Here is a 25,326-nt window from a genome sequence, read left to right as displayed (position 1 = left end):
GGTTATCCGGCCGTGACAATGCTGAGAGAGCCGGCGTGAGGGCCGATTCAACCCTGCCGCACGATAGTGCCGATCACATTGACGAGTAGGCGCGATGCCGTCAGGGCCGACAGGCCATCAATGTCGGCGGGAGGATAGAGTTCGACGAGGTCGAACCCGGCGATCCTGGCCCGCCTGCCGAGACCGCTGATCAAGTCGATCACCTGCGTATAGGTGAGGCCTCCGGGCGTACGCGCTGCCACACCGGGCATGACGCTGGGATCAAGGCCGTCACAGTCAAGGGTGACGACGACCTGTGCGCCTTCGGGAATGTGTCGGAGAACGGCTTCAACGCCCTGTGCGTGAACCTCACGGGCCGTCACGAAACTGCTGCCATAGCGACGCGCTGCCTCGATGTCTGTCAGGCGCGCACTGCCAACGCTACGGAGGCCGACCTGTACCATCCCGGCTACATGCGGCATCTCGCTCGCCCGACGCATCGGGCTCGAATAGCCGTGACGCTCGCCATTCACCTCGTCGCGCCAGTCGATATGGGCGTCGATCTGCAGAATCCAGACCGGCCCGTGATCCGCAAAACCGGCGAGGAAGGGAATGGTCACGGAGCAGTCGCCACCGAGCAGGATCGGTACAGCCGAAAGAGTCAGGACCTGGCGTGTCTTCTCCTCGATCTGTGCCCGATTGCCGATATTGTCATGCAGAATGGTCGGGATGTCGCCCGCGTCGATGCATGAGATCGGCTTGCCGTCGAACAGCGGGCCGCCAAGATCGAAATCCCAGTGCTCGACGAGCGTGACATCATCTTGGCTCGCGGCGCGGATGGCATCGGCGGCCAAAGCATGGTCGCTGCTGTCCTTCCCGGGATAGGTGCTGCCGTGGCCGGCTCCGTAGATCACCGCGCGGGGTATCCGGCTCCCAGAGAGGTGATCGGAAAAGCCGAGAAATGGAGGCGAGGCGGTCATTTCTTGATGGCTCTGATGATGGTTTAGCTGAATTCAGGTGTTGAGGGCCGGTAGTCAAGGCCACAGGTTCGCGACCGCTTCCACAACATTGTCAAAAAGACAGTTCGCGACAGGCAAATTCCGGAATGCCTCACGGAGACGTTCCTGGCAAGAAACACCGCCTGCAACGTCTGCGTTGCAAGCGGTTCGAGATCAGACTTGGATTTCCGTCAACCGCCGGGGATCGCTCCGGCGGTTTTCGTTGGTCGGGGCGTTGCGCCTCAGATGCCGCTCTGGCCGTCCGAGCCGATATAGGCGATGCGCAGCATGTTGGTGGCGCCGGGCGTGCCGAGCGGAACGCCGGCCGAGATGATGATCCGGTCGCCGGGCTTGCCGAAGCCTTCCGACACGACGATGCGGCAGGCGCGGTTGACCATGTCGTCGAGGTCGGTCGCGTCATGGGTGACGACGCAATGCATGCCCCAGCCGAGCGAAAGCCGGCGTGCCGTCTGGACGATCGGCGACAGCGCGATGATCGGCACTTCCGGACGTTCGCGGGAAGCGCGCAGGCCTGTCGTGCCCGACGAGGTATAGGTGACGATGGCGGACAGTTTCAGGGTTTCTGCGATCTGGCGGGCGGCAAGCGAAATGGCGTCCGCACCAGTCGCCTCGGGCGTCGCGCGCTGCGCATAGATGATGCTCGGATAAAGCGGATCCTGCTCGACCGTGCTGGCGATCGACGCCATCATCGACACCGCCTCGACCGGATACTGGCCGGAGGCCGATTCGGCCGAGAGCATGATCGCATCGGCGCCTTCGAAAACGGCGATCGACACGTCCGACACTTCGGCGCGGGTCGGAACCGGCGCGGTGATCATCGATTCCAGCATCTGGGTTGCGACCACGACCGGCTTGCCGGCGCGCCGACACAAGCGCGTCAGCTGCTTCTGGATGCCCGGGACGGCTTCGATCGGCATTTCGACGCCAAGATCGCCGCGCGCCACCATGACGGCATCGGAAAGCTCGATGATCTCGTCGATGCGCTCGAGCGCCTGGGGCTTCTCGATCTTCGACATGATGCCGACGCGGCCGCGGGCGATCTTGCGCACTTCGGCAAGGTCGTCGGGGCGCTGGACGAAGGAAAGCGCCACCCAGTCGACATCGTCGGTCGCGAGAACCGCGTCGAGGTCGATGCGGTCCTTTTCGGTCAGCGCGCCGACGCCGAGCAGCGTATCGGGCAGGCTGACGCCCTTGCGGTCGGAAATGCTGGTGCCGGCGACGACCTTGCAGACGATGCTCTTGCCATCGGCCTTCTCGGCCTTCAGCGCCAGCTTGCCGTCGTCGATCAGCAGCCGGTGGCCCACTTTCACCGCTTCCAGGATTTCCGGATGCGGCAGGAATACGCGGGTCTCGTCGCCCGGTTCGTCGCGGCTGTCGAGCGTGAAGGTCTGCCCCGGAGTGAGCGTCACCTTGCCGGCTGCAAACTTGCCGACGCGCAGCTTCGGGCCCTGAAGGTCGGCGAGAATGCCGATCGGTCGGCCGCAGCGCGCCTCGACGGAACGGATGCGCTTGATCAGCGTGCGCATCAGGTCGTGGCTCGCATGGCTCATGTTGATGCGGAAGAGATCAGCCCCCGCTTCATGCAGCTTCTGGATCATCGCCTCTTCGGACGAAGCCGGTCCGAGGGTTGCGAGGATCTTTACTTTGCGGTTGCGCCTCATCAGTTGTGGCCTTCTTGTGTGCCAGGCGTGTCCGAAAGCTGGACCATCCAGCTTCCCTGACGGCCCGTATCATATTCCTTGAAGCCCATGCGCTGGAAGCCACGGGCAAAACAGTCATTGACGCCGACGACTTTGAACTCGTTCTCCGCGACGCACATGTTCACATTGCCGGTCCAGCGGCCGCCGCGGGCCGCGTCCTCGGCATAAAGATAGTAGTAACGCGACTGCAGTTCGCCCTCGATCAGCGTCGCGCAGGTGGAGGCCGGAACCTGCCACCAGCCTTCGGTGGTCCAGCCCTCCGTGGCGCGATAGCCGATCGCCACGCCGACGAGGTTCTGTGTGGCGTTGCAGACACGGAAATCCGCATGCGCGACGGTCGCCGCGAAAAGCGGAACACCGGAGGCGACCATGGCGGCAAGCGCCGGAGCGGAAACGAGGGAGCGAAGAGTGGCTTTGGGGGATTTTTTCGACACGGTTTCCGTCAGGACTCCATGGTTATTCGTGAAGCACTTTCTTCGCGCGGCGGAGTCGGAAAGTCAACGTAACTCTAATCGATTAGTCCGTCTCATGCCCTCAATCCGAGCTGATCGTCGCCCCAACACGGCTTGCGTCGCGGCTTTCCCCATGCCATCAACACCCGTCTCCCGACCGACCTTTCGAAACCAACTCATTTCCGATGGCGATGCAGGACTTCATTCCTTTCGAGATCATAGAAGGCGATTATGACAGCGGCATGGTGCTGCTCGCCGACCATGCCATGAACCGCCTGCCCGTCCGCTATGGCAGCCTCGGCCTGCCGGCGAGCGCCTTCCACCGCCATATCGCCTTCGACATCGGCATCGAGGGGCTCACCCGCCGTCTCGCGGCGATGCTCAACGTACCTGCGGTGCTCGGCTGTTTCTCGCGCCTGCTGATCGACCCGAACCGCGGCGAGGACGATCCGACCCTGATCATGAAGATTTCCGACGGGGCGATCATCCCGGGCAATCATCCGATCACCCAGGAAGAGTGGGATTTCCGCCTCGATACCTATCACCGGCCCTATCACCGCGCCGTCGAGCGCACGATTGCCAAGGCAGGTGCCTCGGGCCGGGCACCGCTCGTCCTGTCGCTGCATTCCTTCACGCCGTTCTGGAAGGGTGTTGCCCGCCCCTGGCACGCGGCGGTGCTCTGGGACAGCGACGATCGCGCCGTGACGCCGCTCCTCCACCTGCTCGGCGAACCGGGCGACATCGTCGTCGGCGACAACGAGCCCTATGACGGGGCGCTCAAAGGCGACACGATGTACCGGCACTGCATGGTGTCGGGAACCCCACACGCGCTTCTCGAGGTCCGCCAGGACCTGATCGGCGACGAGACCGGCATCGCCGCCTGGGCGGAAAGACTGGCGCCGGTCTTCAAGACGCTCAACGCCGACCCCACATTGCATGAATACCGGATCTTTCCCTCGCGCACCGGCCCCTATCCAGTCTGACGCGACACCAGGAGATGCACCCATGAGCGAACGCACGCCTACGGAACTGACCAGAGAGCAGCAGACCGAATTCGAGGCCGCCGCCTTCCGCCGCCTCGTCCAGCATCTGCGTGGACGCGCCGACGTGCAGAATATCGACCTGATGAACCTCGCCGGCTTCTGCCGCAACTGCCTGTCGAACTGGTATCGCGACGCCGCCAGCGATGCCGGCGTCGACCTCTCCAAGGATGCATCCCGCGAGATCGTCTACGGCATGCCCTACGAGGATTGGAAAAATCTGCACCAGGCGGAAGCCTCGGATGCACAAAAAGCCGCATTCGACGTGAACAAGCCGGCCCATGGCTGATCGATTTGCCGATTGGGCTTGACCTCGCGGCGGCTTTTCGGCAGTTGACGACCATTCATTGAAATCTACACGATCAGGAGGCCCCGATGTCTGATGCTCATGGCGTCGCCCGCGACCAGCTTCGCGCATTTATCGAGCGTATCGAACGCTTGGAAGAAGAAAAGAAGACCATCGCCGACGACATCAAGGATGTCTACGGCGAAGCCAAGGGCATGGGCTACGACACGAAGATCATGAAAAAGGTCATCGCCCTGCGCAAGAAGGACGACCAGGAGCGCATGGAAGAGGATCTCATCCTCGATACCTACCTCCAGGCGCTCGGCATGATCGAGGCCCCTGCCGACCAGGACGCAGCCTGATTCTTCTCAGGCACGCAGGCCAGGCAGAAAGCATCAAAAAACCCGCCATTTCGGCGGGTTTTTTATGGTCTTCTATCAGCCCGACGATCAGTTGTTCGGGCCGCTGAACCGGTTCGGGTCGATCGCCACCGTGGCGGCAACCGGCCTGAAGCCGCCGCCGGAATAACCTGCCGAATATTCGTTGTTGAGGGTCCGGCTGACGACGCGCGGTGCCTTCATCGAGGCGGCCGCGTCGGCGCGATTGTTGTTGAGAGCCCATTTCGCCAGCATGTCGCCCGTCAGCCCGCCATTTGCCGTCTGCGGCGCAGACCCGGGCGCACGACCGCCCTTGGCGGGGATCGGGAGCGCGCTTGTCGATGCCGAGACCGGGCTGCGCGGTGCGTCGAAACCGTCGCCGAACTGCGCGCCCTTGTTGGAATGAATGACCTTCGGAGAAGCCGATGCCGTTTCAACCGGCTTCTGGACCGGCATGGGAGCCGCCGCCATTGCCGCAGCAGGCTGGGCCGGAGCAGGTTGGCCTGACACAGGCTGGGTTGGAGCGACGGGCGTGGGCACCGCCGCCTGGCGCGGCTCGACACTCTGGGCAAGCGCTGCAACGAGGGCCGGCGTCAGCTCCTGCTGTTCCTCAGCCTTGGCGGCGGGAGCGGCAGCGGCGATGTTCGGCCTCTGACTGGGAAGCGGAATGGACGCGACGTCCTCCGGCGGCTGCATCGGCCCGACGGACGCGGTCATCACGCCGCTTTCCGCGTCACCCTTGAAGCCACGCGGTCCAAGCAGCGTCGGAACCGGAATATTGTAGGTGGAAAGATCGGCAAAAGTCTCGCCGCCGGACTGGACCGGAGCCGACGCCTGCAGGGCGAGCGCTTCCTGGGCCGGGTTACGCGCCGGTGAATAAAGCGCAGTCGCAAGCCCGCCCGCATCCGAACGGAAGGCCGGGCGCGAAAGCGGTACGGGCGCTGAAACCGTCTGTGCTTGCGCCGGAGGCTGGGCCTGGTTCTGCATCTGGCCCGTCAGAGGCGAAGCCGAGGCAACCGCGACAGGAGCTTCGCCCTCGTCGTCCGCAGCAGGCTTTGCAGCCGGAGCCGCACGCCGCGCCACGGCCGGAGCAGCGCTTTCCTCGTTATCTTCCTCCTCGTCGGCACCACCGCCGCCGAACAGGAATGCCAGAAGGTTGGGCTGTCGCTTGCGTTCCGAGTCGCCACGGATGCCGCGACCGGCGGTGCTGGCTATCTGGATCGAATCCGAGCCGACACGCCGCTTGTAGTCCGCCATCGCCGTTTCGTAGCCGGGAAGCGGCTTGCCGTCGGCGGGAAGATGGATCGTATTGCCGTTCGGGAAGATCTGCACCAGTTCCTGGCGCGTCATGCGCGGCCAGGCACGAACGCCGCCGACATCGAGATGCACGAAGGGCGAACCCGAGGTCGGGTAATAGCCGACGCCGCCGACCTGCATCTGCATGGCGAGCCCGCGCAGCGTCGAAAGCTTCACGCCGGGAATGTAGAAATCCATGGCCTTGCCGAGCATGTGCTGGCTGTTCTTGGCGACACCGGTGGTGCGCGAACGGGTGCGCAACATGTTGTTGGTGGTCGGCGAACGATAGGCGGAAACCACGTGGATATAATCGGAGGCGCCGGAACGGCGGTAGACTTCCCAGACGAGGTCGAAGAGCCGCGGGTCCATCCTGGCCGGTTCGTTGCGGCGCCAGTCGCGCAGGAACTGGTTGATCTGGGCGAGGCCCTTGGGATCGAACTTGCCGTTCCGCTTGAAGGTGATGACGGCCTTTTCGCCGGTATGGACGAAATAGAGCTTGAGGCTTTTTTCCTGGGCTGCAGCTCCGCTTGCGGAGACCGAAAGCACAGGCAACGCCATCAACACCAGCAGGGTGATGGCCATGACGCGCCGGGTCAAACTGACAAAAAACCCAGCTTTGCCGCCGCGCCTTTTCTCACCCGAAGGCGTTTCTTTTGCATACTGATCCGGCAAAACGATCCCCGTCCTGTCGACAACGTCCCACGTTGCCTCAAATGACTGTCAATTGCGGTGACACGATGGCAAATGTGCCACACATGTACAACCTTCTCCCATATAGTCAACAATTGACTAATCAGAGATTGACAGACGTTGACAGGACATCCTTGCGCGAAGGTTAACACAAGCTAATACATTAGGAATTACGCGGCTTCCTTCAGCGGATCATCGGGATCGATGCCATAATCCTTGAGTTTGCGGTAGAGTGTCGAGCGTCCGATGCCGAGTTTACGGGCAACCTGGCTCATCTGGCCGCGATAGAACTTCAAGGCAAAGCGGATCAGCTCCTCCTCGACGTCCGCAAGCTTCCTCACTTCGCCGGTCTCGTCGGTGCTGACGATGACGTTTTCCTGGGGATAAGCGGCGGCGAGCATCGCCTTCGCATCCGGTCTGCCGGCCCGAGCCTTGTCGTTATTGGCAAATACCGGCGAATCGGCGAGCGCCTCGCGCATGGCGTAGTCGGACAGGACACCCGGTGCGGGCATGACCGCGGTCGCCGCCAGTTCCGCCTGCCTGAATTCCGGGATCTGCGCTGCAATCTGCGGAAAATCGTCCTCGGTGAGCTCGGTGCCCTCGGCAAGCACGACGGCGCGGAACACAGCGTTTTCGAGCTGGCGGATGTTGCCCGGCCAGTCGTAGGCCGTCAGAAGCGCCAGCGCCCCGGCGCCGACCGACAGCGTCCTGTTGAGCTTCTGTTCGGTCGAGAACCGCTCGGCAAACACGCGGGCGAGATGCGGAATGTCCTCCTTGCGGCGGCGCAGCGCCGGAATGGTGATCGGGAAGACGTTGAGGCGATAATAGAGGTCTTCGCGGAAGCGGCCGGCCCGGACCTCCTCGATCAGGTCCTTGTTGGTGGCCGAAATCAGCCGGACATTGACCTTCTGGACCTTCGAGGCACCGACGGTCTCGACTTCGCCCTGCTGCACGGCGCGCAGCAGCTTCACCTGAACGTCGAGCGGCAAGTCGCCGATCTCGTCGAGGAAAAGCGTGCCGCCGTCGGCTTCCACGAACTTGCCGGTATGTTTTTCCGAAGCGCCGGTAAAAGCGCCCTTCTCGTGACCGAAAAGAATGCTTTCCACGAGATTGTGCGGAATGGCGCCGCAGTTGACGGTGATGAACGGCTTGCCGGCGCGGTCACTGTTCGACTGGATGGCGCGGGCGATCATTTCCTTGCCGACGCCGGATTCGCCTTCCAGCACCACCGGGATGTTGGAATGGGCGGCGCGCTGGGCGAGGTCGATGACGCGCAGCATGTCCGGGCTCGCCGAGATGATATCACCGAAGCCGACGGCGCCGGCGCGATGGCGGCGGCCGACACGGGCCTTCGATTCCTTCTGGTCGAGCTTCAGCGCATTGGTGATCGAGGCGCCGATCCGTTCCGGCGACACCGGCTTCACGACGAAATCGAAAGCGCCGGCGCGCATCGCCTGCACCACGTATTCGATGCTGCCCTGTCCCGTCTGGACGATGACCGGCGTTTCGATGCCGAGTTCGCGGATCGCCGCGAGAAAGGTGAGGCCGTCCATTTCCGGCATCATCAGGTCGAGCACGATGACGTTGATGTCGGTCGCGGTGCGCTTCAGGAACTCCAGCGCCGCCAGTCCGTTTTCGGCAAGATGGGCGGCATGGCCGTAACGTTCAACCGCATTCTTCAACAGGCGACGCTGAATAGGATCGTCGTCGACAACGAGGATTTGCGCAATCATGCTCGGCTCCCACCAATGGTCATCATGGCCCTTTTAGGCTGTTATGCCGCTGGTTGTGTCAGAAAGCCTTGAACATCCCCTTTTGAGAAAAGCTTGCATTTTAACGGCCGGCAAGGAAAACAGGCGCAACAGGTTGAGAAGGAAAAAGCGATGAGAATGTCCGCACCCGCCCTCCCCGAAATTCTGGCCGCGCCCACCGCGGGCGCTGCTGCCTCCGACCCGGCGCTCGGTCTCCTGCCGGTCTGGAAGCTCTCGGACCTCTACGAGGCCAAGGACGCCCCGGCCTTCACCGCCGACATGGAAAAGGCGAACAAGCTCTCGATCGCCTTCGAGGAAAAATGGAAGGGCCGGCTTGCCGAAGCCGCGACCAAAACCGGCGCCGGCGGCATCGGTGAAGCGCTTCAGGAATACGAGGCGCTAGACGATCTGCTCGGCAAGATCGGCTCCTTCGCCGGCCTCACCTATTTTTCCGATACGTCGAGCCCGGCCAACGGCAAGTTCTACGGCGATGTGCAGGCCAAGCTGACCGACCTCTCCTCGCACCTGCTGTTCTTCGCCCTGGAGCTCAACCGGATCGACGATGCGGTGATGGACGCCTGCATGGACCGCGACCCGGCCGCCGGCCACTACCGCCCCTGGCTCGTCGACCTGCGGAAGGACAAGCCCTTCCAGCTCGAAGACAAGCTCGAACAGCTCTTCCTCGAAAAGTCGATGACCTCCGCCGCCGCCTTCAACCGTCTCTTCGACGAGACCATGGCCGAGCTTCGCTTCGAGGTCGACGGCGAACAGTTGCCGCTGGAAGTCGCCCTCAACATGCTGCAGGAGCCTGAGCCGGAGACCCGTGCCAAGGCCGCTGCGGCCCTCTCCAAAACCTTCGGCGACAACCTGCGCGTCTTCACGCTGATCACCAATACGCTCGCCAAGGACAAGGAAATCTCCGACCGCTGGCGCGGCTTCGAGGACATCGCCGATTCACGCCATCTCGCCAACCGCGTCGAACGCGAAGTCGTCGATGCGCTCGCAGAGGCCGTCAGGCAGGCCTACCCGCGCCTCTCGCATCGCTACTACGCGATGAAGGCGAAGTGGCTCGGCATGGACCAGCTGAATTTCTGGGACCGCAACGCGCCGCTGCCGGAAACCCCGAACGCGCTGATTTCCTGGAGTGAGGCGAAGGATACCGTGCTCGACGCCTATCGCGGCTTTGCGCCCGAAATGGCCGATATCGCCGGCCGCTTCTTCGAGGAGGAATGGATCGACGCGCCGGTGCGCCCGGGCAAGGCGCCGGGCGCCTTCGCGCATCCGACAGTACCGTCGGCCCACCCTTACGTGCTCGTCAACTACATGGGCAAGCCACGCGACGTGATGACGCTCGCCCACGAACTCGGCCACGGCGTGCACCAGGTTCTGGCCGGCGATCAGGGCGCCCTGATGTGCCAGACGCCGCTGACGCTTGCCGAAACCGCTTCCGTCTTCGGCGAAATGCTGACCTTCCGCGCGCTGCTGGAAAAGACCACCGACAAGCGCGAGCGCAAGGCCATGCTCGCCCAGAAGGTCGAGGACATGATCAACACGGTCGTGCGCCAGGTCGCCTTCTACCAGTTCGAGCGCAAGGTCCACACCGCCCGCAAGGAAGGCGAGCTGACCGCCGAGCAGATCGGCGAACTCTGGCTTTCCGTCCAAGGCGAGAGCCTGGGACCGGCGATCAGGATCTCGGAGGGTTATGAAAGCTGGTGGACCTATATCCCCCACTTCATCCACTCGCCCTTCTACGTCTATGCCTATGCCTTCGGCGACTGCCTGGTGAACTCGCTCTACGCGGTTTATCAGAACGCCGCTCCGGGCTTCCAGCAGAAGTATTTCGAGCTTCTGAAGGCCGGCGGCACCCAACATCATTCGGAGCTGCTGAAGCCCTTCGGCCTCGACGCCACCGATCCGTCCTTCTGGTCCAGGGGCCTGTCGATGATCGAAGGCCTGATCGACGAGCTGGAGGCTCTGGACAAGGCTTGAGGCATTCCCTTAATGCACGCCCATGCCCATAATACACTGCCATGAATGAGAAAGCGCCCTTCGCGCTCTTTCGCGACGACCCCGCCGGCCGGAGCCTCGTCTTCGACGGGCCGAAGGACATCGTCATGGCCCGGACCGCCGCCGAGGTGCTGCCCGCACTTCGGCGCCTGGAAGAGGCGCGCCTCGCCGGTCAGTGGCTGGCGGGTTATATTTCCTATGAGGCCGGTTACGTCTTCGAGGACAAGCTCCGGCCGCTGATCGTCGACGACCGGCCGACGCCGCTGATCGCCATGGGCATATTCGACAAACCCTCGGGCAACGATCATCCGCTCGCCGGACGGCCCGGCACGGTCGTGGACGACGGTTCTTCGCAAGGCTCCTTCCTCAGCGAGCCGCGTACCGGCTGGGATTTTGCGACCTACCAGGAACGGTTCGACCGACTTCACCAGCACCTGCGCAACGGCGACTGCTATCAGGCGAACCTGACCATGCCGGTCGCGGCACGCTGGCACGGCGATCCGCTTTCCGCCTTCTGGTCCCTCGTCGCCCGCCAGCCGGTGCGCTACGGCGCATTCGTCGATCTCGGCGGCCCCGTCATCCTGTCGCGTTCGCCCGAACTGTTCTTTTCGGTCGATGCGGAACGCTTCATCGAAACCCATCCGATGAAGGGCACCGCCCCGCGCGGCGCGACCGTAGCAGAAGATGAAGCGATCATCGCGGAAATGCTCGCCGACGAAAAGACGCTCGCCGAAAACCGGATGATCGTCGATCTCCTGCGCAACGATATTTCGATGATCAGCGAGGTCGGCTCGCTGTCGGTTCCGAAACTGTTTGAAATCGAGACCTATCCGACCGTCCACCAGATGGTGAGCCACGTGCGGGCAAAGCTGCTGCCCGAAATCGGCTTTCCGGACATCCTTGCGGCTCTCTTTCCCTGCGGTTCGATCACGGGAGCGCCGAAAATGTGGGCCATGCGCATCCTCGCCGATCTCGAAAGGGAGCCGCGCGACGTCTATTGCGGCGCGATCGGCTGGTGCGATCCGGCCGGCCCGATGCGTTTTTCGGTGGCCATCCGCACGATCACGCTTTTCAACGGCGAAAAAGCCGTCTTCAATGTCGGTGGCGGCATCGTCTTCGACTCGAAGGCCGAGGCCGAGTATGACGAGTGCCTATTGAAGGCACGCTTTGCGGTGGGCGACCAATGGATTTCTCGCTGATCGAAACAATTCGCTGGGAACCGGGCAATGGCTTGCTCCGGGTCGACCAGCATCTGCGCCGGCTCAGCCGGTCGGCCGATGCGCTGGGTTTCCGCCAGCCCCCGGCGGATACGCTGAAACAGCTTCAAGCGGCTGTAGCCGGCGGTGAAACGCCGCTCCGCGTCCGCCTGGTCATGACCTACCGCGGCAAGATCGAGATCACCACGACGCCGTTCACGCCCCTGCCCGCCGATACGCTCTGGCGAATCCGGGTCGCCAGGACGACGCTTCCATCGGACGATCCGACCTATCGCCACAAGACCTCCCGGCGCGAAATCTATGAGGCAGCCCGCGCCGAGTTTTCACCCGAAGAGGCGGACGAGGTTATCCTTCTCAACGAGCGCGGCGAAGTCTGCGAAGGCACGATCACCAATGTCTTCGTCGAACAGCCGGACGGCTCGCTGCTGACCCCGGCGCTGTCGAGCGGCCTCCTGCCCGGCATCCTGCGCGCCGACCTGATCCGCGAGGGCAAGGCAAAAAGCCAGGTCCTGCGCCTTGTCGACCTCGAAGACCGCCGCTTCTTCGTCGGCAATTCTCTGCGCGGCCTGATCGCCGCCGAACTCGTCGCCCAAGCGGCGCGATTGGAAACGCCAGCAGAAGCGCCTCGCCCTGCCGCGCGCGCCGCCAAAATGGCGAGAGCTGGTCGATAGATGACCGCGCCAAAACCCCTCGCGGATCATCTGCTTGGGCTCGAGCTTGCCTTGCAGAGCCGCGAGGTCCGCGGCTCCGAACAAAAGCTGCGCGAACTGCTGGCGCCGGAATTCCGCGAATTCGGCCGCTCCGGCCTCGCCTATACGTTCGACGACATCGTCACCCACCTCGTCGGCGAGACAGGACCGGACAACACTTCGATCTCGGATTTCAGCGCCACGATGCTGAGCGACACGATCGCGCTCGCCACCTATCGCGGGACCCGCATCAACGACGACGGGAGCAGGCTCCTTGCCAACCGAAGCTCCATCTGGCACCTCGACCCCGATGGCAAATGGCGCATGGTCTTTCACCAGGGCACCGCGACGGCGTGACTAATCCGCCATATCCGTACGAGGTTTGCGCCGGCGACCGTCGAACACTTCGATGATTTCGATATCACCGTCCACCGTCCGATAGATCAGGGAATAGGCGGATTGCGGTACGATGAGACGGCGCACGCCGAATTTTGCTGTCCGCAGGCCCGCTTGAGGATGCGCGATCAGCAGTTCCGCGATGTCGAGCAATCTCGCCGCCATCTCATTCGCGGCCTGGGGATTGTGCTCGGCGATGTAGGTGCGAAGATGCACAAGATCAGCGATCGCCGGCTCGGCCCAGATGAGCCTCATCGACGCGTCTTGATGATGTCCGGCTTGGGCGCCGAGCCTTCATCGGCCGTACCCCAGGTCTTCAGCCAGCCGGCCACCGCTTCATGCGAAACGAAATCGCCCTTGTCGGCGCGCTCGACCGCGGCATCAAGGGCCTCGATCTCCAACTCGCGCTGCGAGAGATAATCTTCGAGCGCTTCCTCGGCGAGCGCGGTCGAGGACCGATTGGTAGCCGAAGACAATCGGTCGAGCCGTTCCTTCATCTCTCCCGAGATGCGAAGTGAAACCACATGCGACGTCATGGCCTATAAGCCTCCGATTTTTCCCGTATATAGCACAAAACCCGACGTCATGAAACTCGCCCACGCACCCCGCGGCGGCTGTTTGGGCACTGCGGGATCGGGCTTCTGCAACTCGCAGCGATACCGCAGCCGCGCCCGCCGTGATCGAACAACGCTGTCGATTCATCTGCCGAAAATCGACAGGCTCTTTATTGTGACGAAGTTTTATGATCTAGAGCGCCGCGAATTGCCCGAGTGCAGCCTTTAAATTTCCATTCCACTGCCGAATAAGCGGGGCAGCGGCCCGAGAAGGCCGCGATCAAGGAGAAAGACATGTCAGAGACTACCTATCCGGTTTATGGCGAAATCACCGGTCCGATCGTGATGATCGGTTTCGGCTCGATCGGCCGCGGCACGCTGCCGCTGATCGAACGCCATTTCAAGTTCGACAAGAGCCGGATGGTCGTCATCGACCCGCGCGAAGAACCCTCCGACATGGAGATCCTCAAGAAGCACGGCGTCCGTCACATCAAGGAATACGTGACCAAGGAGAACTACAAGGAACTCCTGAAGCCGCTTCTGACCGAAGGCAAGGGCCAGGGCTTCTGCGTCAACCTGTCGGTCGATACCGGCTCGCTCGACCTGATGAAGCTTTGCCGCAAGCTTGATGTTCTCTACATCGACACGGTCGTCGAGCCCTGGCTCGGCTTCTATTTCGACAAGAACATGAAGAATTCCGAGCGCACCAACTATGCGCTGCGCGAAACCCTTCGCCACGAGAAGAGGAAGAGCCCCGGCGGCACCACGGCGGTGTCCACCTGCGGCGCCAATCCGGGCATGGTGTCCTGGTTCGTCAAGCAGGCGCTGGTCAACCTCGCCAACGACACCGGCCTGAAGTTCGACGAGCCGGATCAGCACGACCGCGAAGGCTGGGCGAAGCTGATGAAGAAGCTCGGCGTCAAGGGCGTCCACATCGCCGAGCGCGACACCCAGCGCACCAAGCACCCGAAGCCGCTCAACGTCTTCTGGAACACCTGGTCGGTCGAAGGTTTCATCTCCGAAGGCATGCAGCCGGCCGAACTCGGCTGGGGCACCCACGAGGAATGGATGCCGAAGAACGCCAAGAAGCACAAGAAGGGCAGCAAGGCCGCCATCTATCTCGAACAGCCGGGTGCCAACACCCGCGTTCGCAGCTGGTGCCCGACGCCTGGTCCGCAGTACGGCTTCCTGGTCACCCACAACGAATCGATCTCGATCGCCGATTATTTCACGGTGCGCGACAAGGACGGCGAAGTGACCTTCCGCCCGACCTGCCACTACGCCTACCATCCGGCCAATGACGCGGTTCTGTCGCTTCACGAGATGTTCGGCAATGGCGGCACGCCGCAGCCGGTCCACCACGTTCTCAACGAGGACGAACTGGAGGACGGCATCGACGAACTCGGCGTGCTGCTCTACGGCCACGAGAAGAACGCCTACTGGTTCGGTTCGCGCCTGTCGCTTGAAGAAACTCGCCGCATCGCGCCCTATCAGAACGCCACCGGCCTGCAGGTCACCTCGGCGGTTCTCTCCGGCATGGTCTGGGCGCTCGAAAACCCGACCGCCGGCATCGTCGAGGCCGACGAGATCGACTACAAGCGCTGCCTTGAAGTGCAGCTGCCCTATCTCGGCCCGGTCGAAGGCCACTATACCGACTGGACCCCGCTCGACGGCCGCCCGGGCCTCTTCCCGGAAGACATCGACACCAAGGATCCGTGGCAGTTCAAGAATATCCTGGTTCGCTAATCTCGCGAACGGGTTCGCTGATTTCGCGAACGGGTTCGTTGATCCGATAAAACACAATGGAAACCGCCTGCCTTGCCGCAGGCGGTTTTTTGCATGTTGAAAGCTCTTGCCTTTTCAAGGCCACATCTTGCGTTACATAGGGCGATGGCGGCAAGGTTTGCCAACCTGAGCCGGACCGAATCGCGGGAGACTGATCATGAAATTTAAAGTGAGCTTTGCGCTCATCGCCGCAGCCAGCTTGACCGCCTGCGTTTCTTCCCCTCCACCGCAACAGATGGCGGCCGTGCAGCCGCAGGGCGTCGAAGGAAGCTGGGTCGATCCGAACGGCATCGTTTCCTCGTTCCAGGCCGGCACGTTCAACACCCGCTCCAGCGACAGCAACACGCTGCTCGCCTCGGGCACCTATACCAGCCTCTCGCCGACGCTGGTCGAGATCAACATGACCTCGCTGGTGCGCAAGACCCAGTCGCGTGTCAACTGCTCGCTGGTCAGCATCAACCAGCTCAACTGCACGCAGGATAGCGGCGCCCAATTCTCGCTCTCCCGCCGCGGCTGAAAACAATCGGCCATCGAATGACGACTGGAAATTCCGGAACCCCGCTTCGGCGGGGTTTCTCGCGTTCGGCGCCAAGAAAACTTACACGCGCACCTTTGTCATATTTCCCTTGAAACCACTTTGCCTTGATGAAAACATGCGTTGCACAACGACTGTCACGGTGGGACGGTAGAACAGTCGGAGTCAGGCGGCAGAGAGCCGACCAATAAAAACAGGAGAGAGATCAGATGAAGAAGAAATTGAGGTTTGGGCTTTTGACCGCTTCGGTCATGGCTCTTTCAAGCGGCGCGGCATTTGCCGATTTCGAGCTCAATATCCTACACATCAACGACTTTCATTCACGTCTGGAATCCATCAACGCGACGGATTCCACCTGCTCGGCCGAGGATGAAGGCAAGGGCGTATGCTTCGGCGGCGCGGCCCGGCTGCTGACCGCGATCAACCAGACGCGCGACGCGCTGAAGGCTGAGAACAAGAACGTCATTCTCCTGAACGGCGGCGACAACTTCCAGGGCTCTCTCTTCTACACGACCTACAAGGGTGCGGCCGAAGCCGAAGCGCTGAACGCCATGAAGTTCGACGCCATGACCGTCGGCAACCATGAATTCGACGACAGTGACGACGTGCTCGCCACCTTCCTCGACAAGATCCAGTTCCCGGTCGTCACCGCCAACGTCGTGCCGAGCGCCGCCGCCAAGATCGGCAACCGCATCAAGCCGTCGCTGGTGCTGACCGTCGGCGGCCAGAAGATCGGCATCGTCGGCGCCGTCACCAACGACACCCCCGAGATCGCCAATCCCGGCCCGAACATCACGATCGCCGACGATGTCGCCAAGATCACCGAAGCCGTCCAGTCCCTCAAGGCTCAAGGCGTCGACAAGATCATCGCGCTGACCCATGTCGGTTACCCGCGCGATCTCGCCTTGATCGCCAAGATCCCGGATGTCGACGTCGTCGTCGGCGGCCACACGCATACACTCCTGTCGAACACCGCCAAGGATGCCGCAGGCCCCTATCCGACCTGGTCGGACAATCCGGGCGGCTACAAGGTGCCGGTCGTCCAGGCCTATCAGTATTCGAAATATCTCGGCGACATGAAGGTCGTCTTCGACGACAGCGGCGTGGTGAAGAGCGCCGAGGGCAATCCGATCCTGGTTGACAAGGCCTTCCAGCCGGACGCAGCTTTCGCGGCGCGGGTAACGGAGCTCAAGAAGCCGATCGAGGAGCTGAAGAAGAAGGTCGTCGGCGCCTCCGAAGCCGTGATCGACGGTGACCGCCGCGTCTGCCGCGCCAAGGAATGCTCGATGGGCAACCTGGTCGCCGATGCCATGCTCGACCGCACCAAGGACCAGGGCATCACCATCGCCATCCAGAACGGCGGAGGCTTGCGCGCTTCGATCGATGCCGGCGAAGTCACCCAGGGCGAAGTCGTCAGCGTCCTGCCCTTCCAGAACACGCTCGCCACCTTCCAGTTGACCGGCGCCGATGTCGTCAAGGCGCTGGAAAACGGCGTCAGCCAGATCGATGACGGCGCAGGCCGCTTCCCGCAGGTCGCGGGCCTCAAATACTCCTTCGACAAGTCGAAGCCGGCCGGCTCCAAGGTCAGCGACGTGCAGGTCAAGGAAGGCGACAAGTTCGTGCCGATCGACCCGGCCAAGACATACGGTGTCGCCACCAACAATTTCATGCGCGCAGGCGGTGACGGTTACGCCATCTTCAAGACCGGCGGCAAGAACGCCTATGACTACGGTCCGGACCTCGCGGACGTGACGGCGGAATTCGTGGCTGCCCGCAACCCCTACAAGCCCTATACGGACGGCCGTATCACCGACCTGACCCCGGCAAGCTACACCCCGCCGGCCAAGCCCGCGCCCGCAGCTCCGCCGGCACCGACTGCGTCTGCTCCTGCAACACCCGCACCGGCGGCGCCTGCTCCAATGGCGGCCGCACCCGCCAGCCCGGCGCCTGCAGCACCCGCACCCGCCCCGGCTGCGCCTGCCGCGCCGGCACCGACCGCCTCCGCACCGGCCGCTCCTGCGGCTCCCGCACCGGCCGCTCCTGCCCCGAACAGCATGGCCGCAGCTCCGGCAAAGCCAGCTCCGGCAGCTCCCGCCGCTCCGCAGCCGGCCGGCCCGACCAAGTATACGGTCGTCAAGGGTGACTCGCTCTGGGATATCGCCGAAAGCCACTACGGCGATGGCGAGGAATGGACGAAGATCGCCGAGGCCAACAAGTTGCGCCGCCCGAACCACATCGAGATCGGCGCCGAGCTGGAACTGCCCGCCAAGTAACGCCGTCCAGCGACATCTCGACCCGACCAGGGTCGGGTCCGCGACCTCAGACAACGGATCGGGACAATTTGTCCCGACCCATATACCGGCCCGGGCTTTCCTGGGCCGTTTTTTATTCCTAAATGATCCGGAAAGGCGCCGCTCCCGTATCCGCCTTGTCCGCTCCTTGAAAGGTCATCATGCATCCGCATTCCGCCCACATGCCCTCCGATCATCCGAAGGTGAGTTTCGGCAAGGTCGGCGTGCTGCTCGTCAACCTCGGCACCCCGGACGGCACGGATTACTGGCCGATGCGGCGATACCTGGCGGAGTTCCTGTCCGACAAGCGGGTGATCGAATGGTCGCGGCTCTACTGGTATCCGATCCTCTACGGCATCGTGCTCAACAAGCGGCCACAGAAGGTCGGCAAGGCCTATGAGGCGATCTGGAACAAGGATTTGAACGAGAGCTACCTGCGCACCTATACCCGCAGCCAGGGCGAGCTGATGGCCGAGCGGCTGAAGGACCTGCCGAATGTCGTCGTCGATTGGGCGATGCGCTACGGCAAGCCGTCGATCGCCGAGCGCATCGACGCGCTGAAGGAAAAGGGCTGCGAGAAGATCCTCCTCTTTCCGCTCTATCCGCAATATGCGGCCTCCACCACCGCTACCGTCAACGACAAGGCTTTCGAGCACCTGATGAAGCTGCGCTGGCAGCCGGCCCTGCGCACCGTGCCCCCCTATCACGACGAGCCGGCCTATATCGAAGCGTTGGCGGACTCCGTCAGGGCGAAATACGCGGCCCTCGACTGGGAGCCGGAGATGCTGATCGCCTCCTTCCACGGCATCCCGCAATCCTATTTCAAGGCGGGCGATCCCTATCACTGTCATTGCCAGAAGACCGCGCGGCTCCTGAAGGAGGCGCTTGGCTTCACGGACAAGAATTTCATGATCACCTTCCAGTCCCGTTTCGGACCGGAGGAATGGCTGCAGCCCTATACCGACAAGACGGTGGAAAAACTCGCCCATGACGGTATCAAACGGATCGCGGTGATGAACCCCGGCTTCGTCTCCGACTGTCTCGAAACGCTCGAAGAGATTGCCGGTGAAGCGGGCGAGATCTTCCTGCATCATGGCGGCGAAAAGTTCGCGCATATCCCCTGTCTGAACGACAGTCCGGGTGGCATGACCGTGCTGGAAAAGGTCGTCCGCCGCGAACTTCAGGGCTGGGTGTAAGCCGGCTCATTCCAGCCGCCCCTGATCTATTGCCTCTCCGGGTCCAGCGCTTTCAGCGGGCGGGCAGGTCGATCACATCGCCGTCTGCCGGAATCAGCAGGCGCGATGGGCCGATTCCGGCCAAGTGAGCCGCCTCGCGCAGATGTGCACGCGAAACGGTGGCATGATCGAGCGCCTCCATATGCACCGCGACAACCGTGGCCTCAGGCGCGGAGCGGCAGAGCTCGATCGTTTCCGCAGCATCCATGACGATGAGGTCGCCATCCCAGAGGGCGCCGCAGGAATGGCTGACGATGACATCGGGCACGACGCGCTCCACCGTCTCCAGTACCGGCGGATAAAGGACCGTATCGCCCGCCCAATAAATGAGCGGCTCACCGGGCGCGGCAAGCGTCAGTCCCATCACCGACCCCATCTTTTCCCGGACCGGACCAAGTCCGTGGCTGCCTTCACGGCGCGTGATCGTGATGCCTTGCCAGACCAGCTCCCCCTCGAGCGGCTCCACATCGGTAAAACCTTCTGCAGCGATCGTCGCCTCATCGCCCGGCTGACAGATCAGCGGTAGATGTTTTGGGACACGTTGTTTGGCCACAGAATCGAAATGGTCCGAATGGAGATGGGAGACGATCACCAGTTCGACACCCTGCAAGACCTCCTCCACCGAAAGCGGCAAGTCCGTCAACGGATTGGCGGATTTGCCGGTATAGGACGGCAGGCTGTGACGAGGTGCGAAATAAGGATCGATCAGGATGCTGCGGCCCGCATAGGAGAGCTTGAGCGTCGCATTGCGGATCAATTGAAGCTTCATCGAGGCACCTCATGTGGGAAGAATGCGAAGCCTGGACCGGTTCGCCGTGATGGTCCAATGACGGTTCTAGATGAGACAGCCATTCTATCAACGCGTCTCCTCGGCCCTGAATCCTTCCGTCGCCGCCCTCCAGAAATCCGGATCCTCATACTCGGTCGGGTCTTCGATGCCGGCGAGGTGGAAAGCTTCGCGCCGCTCGACGCAGGTGCCGCAGCGGCCGCAATGGCGGGCACCGCCCTTGTAGCAGGACCAGGTTTCGGCAAACGGCGTAGCGTGACGGGCGCCGTCCGTGACGATGTCGGCCTTCGATCCATGAACGTAAGGCGCAAGCAGCCGGACCGACGCGTAGCCGTCGAGCGCATGATCCTGCATCGCCTGGAAGGCGTCGATGAAATCGGGCCGGCAGTCGGGATAGATGAAATGGTCGCCGCCATGCACGGCGATCGCCACCGCATCGGCGTTTCGCGCCGCCGCCACTCCGAAGGCGATCGACAGCATGATTGCATTGCGGTTCGGCACCACGGTCACCCGCATCGTTTCCTCGGCATAATGCCCGTCCGGCACCTCCACGTCGTCGGTCAGTGCCGAGCCGGTCAACCGGCTGCCGATGCCGCGCATGTCGATGATCTCGTGGAAGACACCCAGCCGGATGGCGCAGGCGGCCGCAAAATCGAGTTCCTTGCGGTGCCGCTGGCCATAGTCGAAGGAGATCAGGCCCAGCAGCTGCTGTTCGGCAGCAATCCTGTGGGCGAGCGAAACGGAATCCAGTCCGCCGGAGCAGACGACGATGGTTTTCATGGGCTTTCATCCTTGTTTTGACCGGGTAGGCTGCGACCGGGTGTTCGAGCCCGCTTCCTAGACCGGCAACGCGTCCTTGTGAATAACCCGGGCGACATCAACAGCGGTCGGGCTGTCATTTCTTCCCTGTAAAGAACGTGCTAACTCATCACGTGTGATCTGGCGGACTTACCGCCTGCAATGGAGGAATGTCATGAACTTGGGCGGCCTGGGTGGCTTCGATATCGTCGTGATCGGCGTCGTACTGCTGATCATCCTGGTCCTGTTCGCCGGGATCAAGACCGTGCCGCAGGGTTATCGTTACACCGTGGAGCGCTTCGGCCGCTATACGCGCACGCTGGAGCCCGGCCTCAACATCCTGACGCCCTTCATCGAGCGCATCGGGGTCCGCATGAACGTCATGGAGCAGGTCCTCGACATCCCGACACAGGAAGTCATCACCAAGGACAATGCCAGCGTCTCCGCAGATGCGGTCGCCTTCTACCAGGTGCTCAATCCGGCCCAGGCCGCCTACCAGATTTCCAACCTGCAGAACGCCATCCAGAACCTCACCATGACCAATATACGCTCGGTCATGGGCTCGATGGATCTCGACGAGCTGCTTTCCAATCGCGAAGTCATCAACGAACGCCTGCTGCGCGTCGTCGACGAGGCCGTCGGCCCCTGGGGTATCAAGGTCACCCGCGTCGAGATCAAGGACATCCAGCCGCCGGCCGACCTTGTCGAATCGATGGGACGGCAGATGAAGGCCGAGCGCGAGAAGCGCGCGCAGATCCTCGAGGCGGAAGGTTCCCGCAGCGCCCAGATTTTGCGCGCCGAAGGCGCCAAGCAGGCAGCCGTCCTCGAAGCCGAAGGCAAGCGCGAAGCCGCGTACCGCGAGGCGGAAGCTCGCGAGCGTCTGGCGGAAGCCGAAGCCAAGGCGACCCAGTCCGTCTCGCAGGCGATCGCCGCCGGCGACGTGCAGGCGATCAACTATTTCGTGGCTCAGAAATACATCGAGGCGCTGGCGGCGATCGGCAAGGCACCGAACTCGAAGATCGTGCTGATGCCGCTGGAGGCTTCGTCGGTCATCGGTTCGCTCGGCGGCATCGGCGCCATTGCAAAGGACGTTTTCGGCGATGGTTCCGGGCCCGCAGCACCGCCGCGCCCGCCTGCCGGCCCGCGTCCCCAGCCCGGCCCGCGCACCACGCCGGTCCTCAATCCGTTCAACCCGAATTCCTCAGAGACCTGAGCCATGCTGCATGATGCTGTGGTCAATCTCGGTCCCTGGAGCTGGTGGATATTGGGTGTCGTCCTTCTCGCGGCCGAGCTCGCGGCACCCGGCGTCTTCCTGATCTGGATCGGCGCCGCCGCGATCGTCATCGGCGTGCTGTCTCTGGCGCTCTGGGACGCGGCCTTCTGGACCTGGCACGTCCAGCTCCTGCTCTTCGCGGTGCTTTCCGGCGCCTTCGCACTGGCCGGCCGCCGTTTCTATTCCAGCCGCAACCAGGCGACGGACGAGCCCAATCTCAACCGTCGCGGCGAAAGCCTGGTCGGGCGCACCGCAACTCTCCACGAACCGATCGCCGAGGGGCGCGGGCGCATCCGGCTCGACGATACATGGTGGTCGGTAATGGGACCGGACCTGCCGGCCGGCACGCAGGTGAAGGTGGTGGCGGCGAGCGGACGGGACCTGACGGTCGAAGCGGCGTAGTTCTTCCCGTCGGAAAGCGGCTTAAAGCGCCTTGGAGCCTGACTGAATATCAGGCGACGCCGACGCGCAGCAGGTCGTGGAAATGGACGATGCCGACCGGCTTGCGCTCCTCATCGACGACGAGCAGCGCGCCGATGCTGTGCTTGTTGAGCAGCGCCATGGCCTTCGTGGCAAGCGTTTCCTTGCTGACGGTCTTCGGGTTGAGCGTCATCACATCGTCGACCAGCGTTTCGCGCAGATCGAGATGAAGGTGCCGGGAAATATCGCCATCGCTGATGAAGCCGCAGAGGCTGCCATCCTCGTCGACTATGCCGACGCAGCCGAAGCGCTTGCGCGACAGTTCCTCGATCGCCTCCAGCATGAGGACGCCCTTTTTGACCAGAGGCATTCGATCGCCGGTATGCATCAGGTCGCCGACATGGCTGAGCATCGCCCCGAGCTTGCCGCCCGGATGGTAGACGCGGAAATCGGTTGCCGAGAAACCGCGTGCTTCGAGCAGCGCCACGGCAAGCGCATCGCCCATCGCAAGCTGCATCAGCGTCGAGGTGGTCGGCGCCAGACCGTGCGGGCAGGCTTCCTGTTCCTTGGGCAGCAGCAGAACGGCATCGGCCTCGCGGGCCAGCGTCGAAATCTCTCCCGACGTCATGGCGATCAGCGGAATGGAGAAGCGGCGGGTGAAAGAAACGATGCCCTGCAGTTCGGCGGTCTCGCCGCTCCACGACAGAGCCAGCACCACGTCACCCGAGCCGATCATGCCGAGATCGCCGTGATTGGCTTCGACGGGATGCACGAAGAAGGATGGCGTGCCGGTCGAAGCGAGGCTGGCGGCGATCTTGCGGCCGATATGTCCGCTCTTGCCGATGCCGGTCACGACGACCCTGCCGTCGATGTCGCCGATCAGTTCCGCGGCCTTGCGGAAGGCGTCGCCAAGGCCGTTCTGAAGCGCCAGCTCCAGCGCATTAAGTCCTTGTTTCCCGAAGGAAATTGTCCTCAAGGCGGAATCGACAAGGTCGTTCTCGACCAGTTGCAAAGCTCTCTTGATCATGGGCAAGCCTTAACGCTTTTCACCCATCAAGTCTATCGGCTTTGGCGCGGGGCCACTAAGTTGGCCACCGCACGTGGCGTCGCAACCAAACGTTAACCACATGGCTTTACGTTTGGGTAAGCATTTGCGATTGCCGGGCAGGCCTATGAAGATCACCACAACGACAGGCGGGACGCGTCAGAGGCGCCGGGCGGCACTCGGCCTTCTGCTGGCCTGTTCGGCGCTTGTTTCACCCGCAGCCGCCCAGACCCGCAGCGTATTTCCGCCGCAGAACGGCTCTCTTCCCTCGGTCGCGAACGCCACGTCGCCGACTTCGAACACGGCCTCCAACACAGCATTGAGAGGCAGCACCTCAGCCCAGCCGACGACGAACGCTGCCACTGGTGCCAACGCCGCCGACGACCAGAATGCGAGCGATCCCAATCTCACGACGGGCACCACGCCCGGCCGCAACCAGGCGGCCAACCAGGAACCTCCCTACGAGGACGACCTGAACCAGCCGCGCGAAGAGCCGCTCGACCGCGGCGCGGAGCCTGTCGAAACCCAGGAACAACCCCGCGAGCCGGGCGATCCGACCGGCATCCGGATGGGCAGTTTCCTGCTCCGCCCCTCGATCAACCAGAGCATCGACACCGAGACCCGCCGCTCGAACGGCACCAAGATCCGCCGCGATTACCTGTCGACGGCGATCCGCGGCACATTGACCTCCGACTGGTCGCGCCATTCGTTGACGGTCACCGGTGAAGGCACGCTGGAACGCAACCTCGGCAGCAGCAGCCAAGGCGAGCAGCCGGAAGCGAACGTCAATGCGGACCTGCGCCTCGATCTCTCCAACGATACGGTCGCCCATATCACCGGCGGTTATCGGTTCTCCCGCGAGGACGACTACGATCCGAATGCGCTCGGCGGCGCATCGACCCAGCCGGGCGTTCATGAATTCACCGGCGGCGCCTCCGTCCAGCGCGACTTCGGCAAGGTCCGCGGCACCGCCGCACTCGATGTTTCCCGCGCCGCCTATACGGATGCAAAACTCTCCGACGGCACGGTCGTCAGCACGAAGGACCGTAACCGGACCGGCATCGACGGCCGCCTTCGGCTCGGCTACGAACTCTCGCCGGCCCTCGTCCCCTACGTGGAAGTGGCGACCGGCCGCACGTTCTACGACCTCAGGCGCGACAATTCCGGCTACGCCCGTTCGTCGCAGAGCTATGCGGCGCGCACCGGCGTCGAATTCGATCTCGGCGAAAAGCTGCGCGGCGAAATCGGCACCGGTTACGAGATCGTCGACTACGAGGACGACCGCCTGAAATCGGTCGGCGCGGTCACCCTCAACGGCACCGCCACTTGGTCGCCGCAGCGCGGCACCAATGTCGATCTCGGCCTGCGCACCACGGTGCAGGACTCGACCACGCCCGGCCAGAGCGGCTGGGTGGAATACCAGGCGACGGCAGCACTGACCCATGAGATGCGCGACAACCTCATCGCCCGGCTGACCGGCAGTTCGACCTTGCGCGATTTCCCGAACGGTGGCCCGAGCGACGAAACGGTCTGGATCGGCGGCGCCGGCCTCACCTGGGCGATCAACCGTTATCTCGACCTGACCGGCGACATCGAATACGAACAGGCGGGCGGCGGCGGCACCAACGACAAGATCGTCCGCGCCGGCGTCGGCCTCACCTTGAAACGTTGATTTCCGGCAACGAGGTCAATTGCGTAGCTAAA

23 protein-coding genes and 2 pseudogenes are annotated in these 25,326 nt (G+C 62.9%); 14 read left to right on the top strand and 11 right to left on the bottom strand.

All coding sequences use genetic code 11. The annotated features are described in order from the left end of the window. Positions 1-47: 47 nt before the first annotated feature. From C5L10_RS04120 to C5L10_RS04110, 3 genes are all read right to left on the bottom strand, one after another. Complete coding sequence (locus tag C5L10_RS04120; RefSeq protein WP_105428627.1) at positions 48-959, bottom strand: agmatinase; 912 nt, start codon at positions 957-959, stop codon at positions 48-50. Between the two features lie 260 nt (positions 960-1,219). Beyond that, positions 1,220-2,659: a pyruvate kinase gene (pyk, locus tag C5L10_RS04115; protein ID WP_105428626.1), complete on the bottom strand. Its 1,440-nt coding sequence runs from the start codon at positions 2,657-2,659 to the stop codon at positions 1,220-1,222. Then, positions 2,659-3,069 (bottom strand): DUF1036 domain-containing protein, encoded by a 411-nt coding sequence (locus C5L10_RS04110; protein ID WP_245282782.1) that lies wholly within the window; start codon positions 3,067-3,069, stop codon positions 2,659-2,661. The genes pyk and C5L10_RS04110 overlap by 1 nt, the downstream gene beginning before the upstream one ends. A 272-nt stretch (positions 3,070-3,341) precedes the next feature. Between C5L10_RS04110 and C5L10_RS04105 the strand changes: the two genes are divergently transcribed. The 3 genes from C5L10_RS04105 (at position 3,342) to C5L10_RS04095 (ending at position 4,838) form a co-directional block, all read left to right on the top strand. Continuing rightward, a complete protein-coding gene (locus tag C5L10_RS04105) occupies positions 3,342-4,133 on the top strand; it encodes an N-formylglutamate amidohydrolase (RefSeq protein WP_105428692.1) in 792 nt (263 codons plus the stop codon). Between the two features lie 22 nt (positions 4,134-4,155). Continuing rightward, entirely contained in the window at positions 4,156-4,479 is a 324-nt protein-coding gene (locus tag C5L10_RS04100; RefSeq protein ID WP_046666829.1) for a DUF1244 domain-containing protein, read from the top strand. Between the two features lie 86 nt (positions 4,480-4,565). Then, positions 4,566-4,838, top strand: coding sequence for a DUF2312 domain-containing protein (locus tag C5L10_RS04095; protein WP_007752220.1), 273 nt, complete (start codon positions 4,566-4,568; stop codon positions 4,836-4,838). 87 nt (positions 4,839-4,925) lie between these two features. Here C5L10_RS04095 and C5L10_RS04090 read toward each other — a convergent pair whose 3' ends face one another. From C5L10_RS04090 to C5L10_RS04085, 3 genes and pseudogenes are all read right to left on the bottom strand, one after another. Next, a complete protein-coding gene (locus C5L10_RS04090) occupies positions 4,926-6,731 on the bottom strand; it encodes a DUF882 domain-containing protein (RefSeq protein ID WP_172716902.1) in 1,806 nt (601 codons plus the stop codon). 278 nt (positions 6,732-7,009) lie between these two features. Next, a pseudogene (locus C5L10_RS34865) lies at positions 7,010-7,186 on the bottom strand (helix-turn-helix domain-containing protein); the annotation flags it as partial. 197 nt (positions 7,187-7,383) lie between these two features. Continuing rightward, positions 7,384-8,572 (bottom strand): annotated as a pseudogene (locus tag C5L10_RS04085) (sigma-54-dependent transcriptional regulator); the annotation flags it as partial. Positions 8,573-8,722: 150 nt separating this feature from the next. Between C5L10_RS04085 and C5L10_RS04080 the strand changes: the two are divergent. From C5L10_RS04080 to C5L10_RS04065, 4 genes are read left to right on the top strand one after another with little or no spacing between them, the layout of a single operon-like run. Continuing rightward, complete coding sequence (locus C5L10_RS04080; RefSeq protein WP_105428623.1) at positions 8,723-10,579, top strand: M3 family oligoendopeptidase; 1,857 nt, start codon at positions 8,723-8,725, stop codon at positions 10,577-10,579. Between the two features lie 41 nt (positions 10,580-10,620). Further along, positions 10,621-11,796, top strand: a complete 1,176-nt coding sequence (locus C5L10_RS04075; protein WP_105428622.1) for an aminodeoxychorismate synthase component I — start codon at positions 10,621-10,623, stop codon at positions 11,794-11,796. Next, positions 11,781-12,485, top strand: coding sequence for an aminotransferase class IV family protein (locus C5L10_RS04070; RefSeq protein WP_105428621.1), 705 nt, complete (start codon positions 11,781-11,783; stop codon positions 12,483-12,485). The genes C5L10_RS04075 and C5L10_RS04070 overlap by 16 nt, the downstream gene beginning before the upstream one ends. Continuing rightward, a complete protein-coding gene (locus C5L10_RS04065) occupies positions 12,486-12,860 on the top strand; it encodes a DUF4440 domain-containing protein (RefSeq protein WP_105428620.1) in 375 nt (124 codons plus the stop codon). Here the strand turns inward: C5L10_RS04065 and C5L10_RS04060 are convergent, their stop codons facing one another. Both C5L10_RS04060 and C5L10_RS04055 read right to left on the bottom strand, forming a co-directional pair. Next, positions 12,861-13,154, bottom strand: a complete 294-nt coding sequence (locus tag C5L10_RS04060) for a type II toxin-antitoxin system RelE/ParE family toxin (RefSeq protein ID WP_105428619.1) — start codon at positions 13,152-13,154, stop codon at positions 12,861-12,863. Beyond that, the gene (locus tag C5L10_RS04055; RefSeq protein ID WP_105428618.1) at positions 13,151-13,435 is read right to left on the bottom strand and encodes a CopG family ribbon-helix-helix protein; all 285 of its coding nucleotides are present in this window, start codon (positions 13,433-13,435) and stop codon (positions 13,151-13,153) included. Before C5L10_RS04055 ends, C5L10_RS04060 begins: the two co-directional genes overlap by 4 nt. Positions 13,436-13,747: 312 nt before the next feature. Here C5L10_RS04055 and C5L10_RS04050 point away from each other — a divergent pair, with 312 nt between their 5' ends. The 4 genes from C5L10_RS04050 to hemH all read left to right on the top strand — a co-directional run bounded on the left by C5L10_RS04050 (position 13,748) and on the right by hemH (position 19,260). After that, on the top strand, positions 13,748-15,199 hold the full coding sequence (locus C5L10_RS04050; RefSeq protein WP_105428617.1) for a homospermidine synthase: 1,452 nt from the start codon (positions 13,748-13,750) through the stop codon (positions 15,197-15,199). Between the two features lie 196 nt (positions 15,200-15,395). Continuing rightward, on the top strand, positions 15,396-15,755 hold the full coding sequence (omp10, locus tag C5L10_RS04045; RefSeq protein ID WP_105400189.1) for an outer membrane lipoprotein Omp10: 360 nt from the start codon (positions 15,396-15,398) through the stop codon (positions 15,753-15,755). A gap of 227 nt (positions 15,756-15,982) precedes the next feature. Then, positions 15,983-18,046, top strand: coding sequence for a 5'-nucleotidase C-terminal domain-containing protein (locus C5L10_RS04040; protein WP_105428616.1), 2,064 nt, complete (start codon positions 15,983-15,985; stop codon positions 18,044-18,046). Between the two features lie 179 nt (positions 18,047-18,225). Continuing rightward, positions 18,226-19,260 carry a ferrochelatase gene (gene hemH, locus C5L10_RS04035; RefSeq protein ID WP_105428615.1) on the top strand — a complete coding sequence of 345 codons (1,035 nt, stop codon included), beginning with the start codon at positions 18,226-18,228 and terminating at the stop codon, positions 19,258-19,260. Positions 19,261-19,312: 52 nt separating this feature from the next. Here hemH and C5L10_RS04030 read toward each other — a convergent pair whose 3' ends face one another. Beyond that, entirely contained in the window at positions 19,313-20,068 is a 756-nt protein-coding gene (locus C5L10_RS04030; protein WP_105428614.1) for an MBL fold metallo-hydrolase, read from the bottom strand. An 87-nt stretch (positions 20,069-20,155) separates the two neighbouring features. Then, positions 20,156-20,866, bottom strand: coding sequence for a 7-cyano-7-deazaguanine synthase QueC (gene queC / locus C5L10_RS04025; protein WP_105428613.1), 711 nt, complete (start codon positions 20,864-20,866; stop codon positions 20,156-20,158). A 193-nt stretch (positions 20,867-21,059) separates the two neighbouring features. Here queC and C5L10_RS04020 point away from each other — a divergent pair, with 193 nt between their 5' ends. Both C5L10_RS04020 and C5L10_RS04015 read left to right on the top strand, forming a co-directional pair. Continuing rightward, a complete protein-coding gene (locus C5L10_RS04020; RefSeq protein WP_046634717.1) occupies positions 21,060-22,097 on the top strand; it encodes an SPFH domain-containing protein in 1,038 nt (345 codons plus the stop codon). 3 nt (positions 22,098-22,100) lie between these two features. Beyond that, the gene (locus C5L10_RS04015) at positions 22,101-22,559 is read left to right on the top strand and encodes an NfeD family protein (RefSeq protein ID WP_105421896.1); all 459 of its coding nucleotides are present in this window, start codon (positions 22,101-22,103) and stop codon (positions 22,557-22,559) included. Positions 22,560-22,608: 49 nt separating this feature from the next. Here the strand turns inward: C5L10_RS04015 and C5L10_RS04010 are convergent, their stop codons facing one another. After that, complete coding sequence (locus C5L10_RS04010) at positions 22,609-23,604, bottom strand: SIS domain-containing protein (protein WP_105428612.1); 996 nt, start codon at positions 23,602-23,604, stop codon at positions 22,609-22,611. Between the two features lie 145 nt (positions 23,605-23,749). Between C5L10_RS04010 and C5L10_RS04005 the strand changes: the two genes are divergently transcribed. Further along, complete coding sequence (locus C5L10_RS04005) at positions 23,750-25,294, top strand: outer membrane beta-barrel protein (RefSeq protein ID WP_105428611.1); 1,545 nt, start codon at positions 23,750-23,752, stop codon at positions 25,292-25,294. The last annotated feature ends 32 nt before the right edge of the window (positions 25,295-25,326 follow it).

Source organism: Neorhizobium sp. T6_25 (genome assembly GCF_002968555.1).
GTDB lineage: Bacteria > Pseudomonadota > Alphaproteobacteria > Rhizobiales > Rhizobiaceae > Neorhizobium.
Note: the sequence above shows the minus strand (reverse complement) of the source record. Positions and strands in the feature narration are given on the sequence as shown.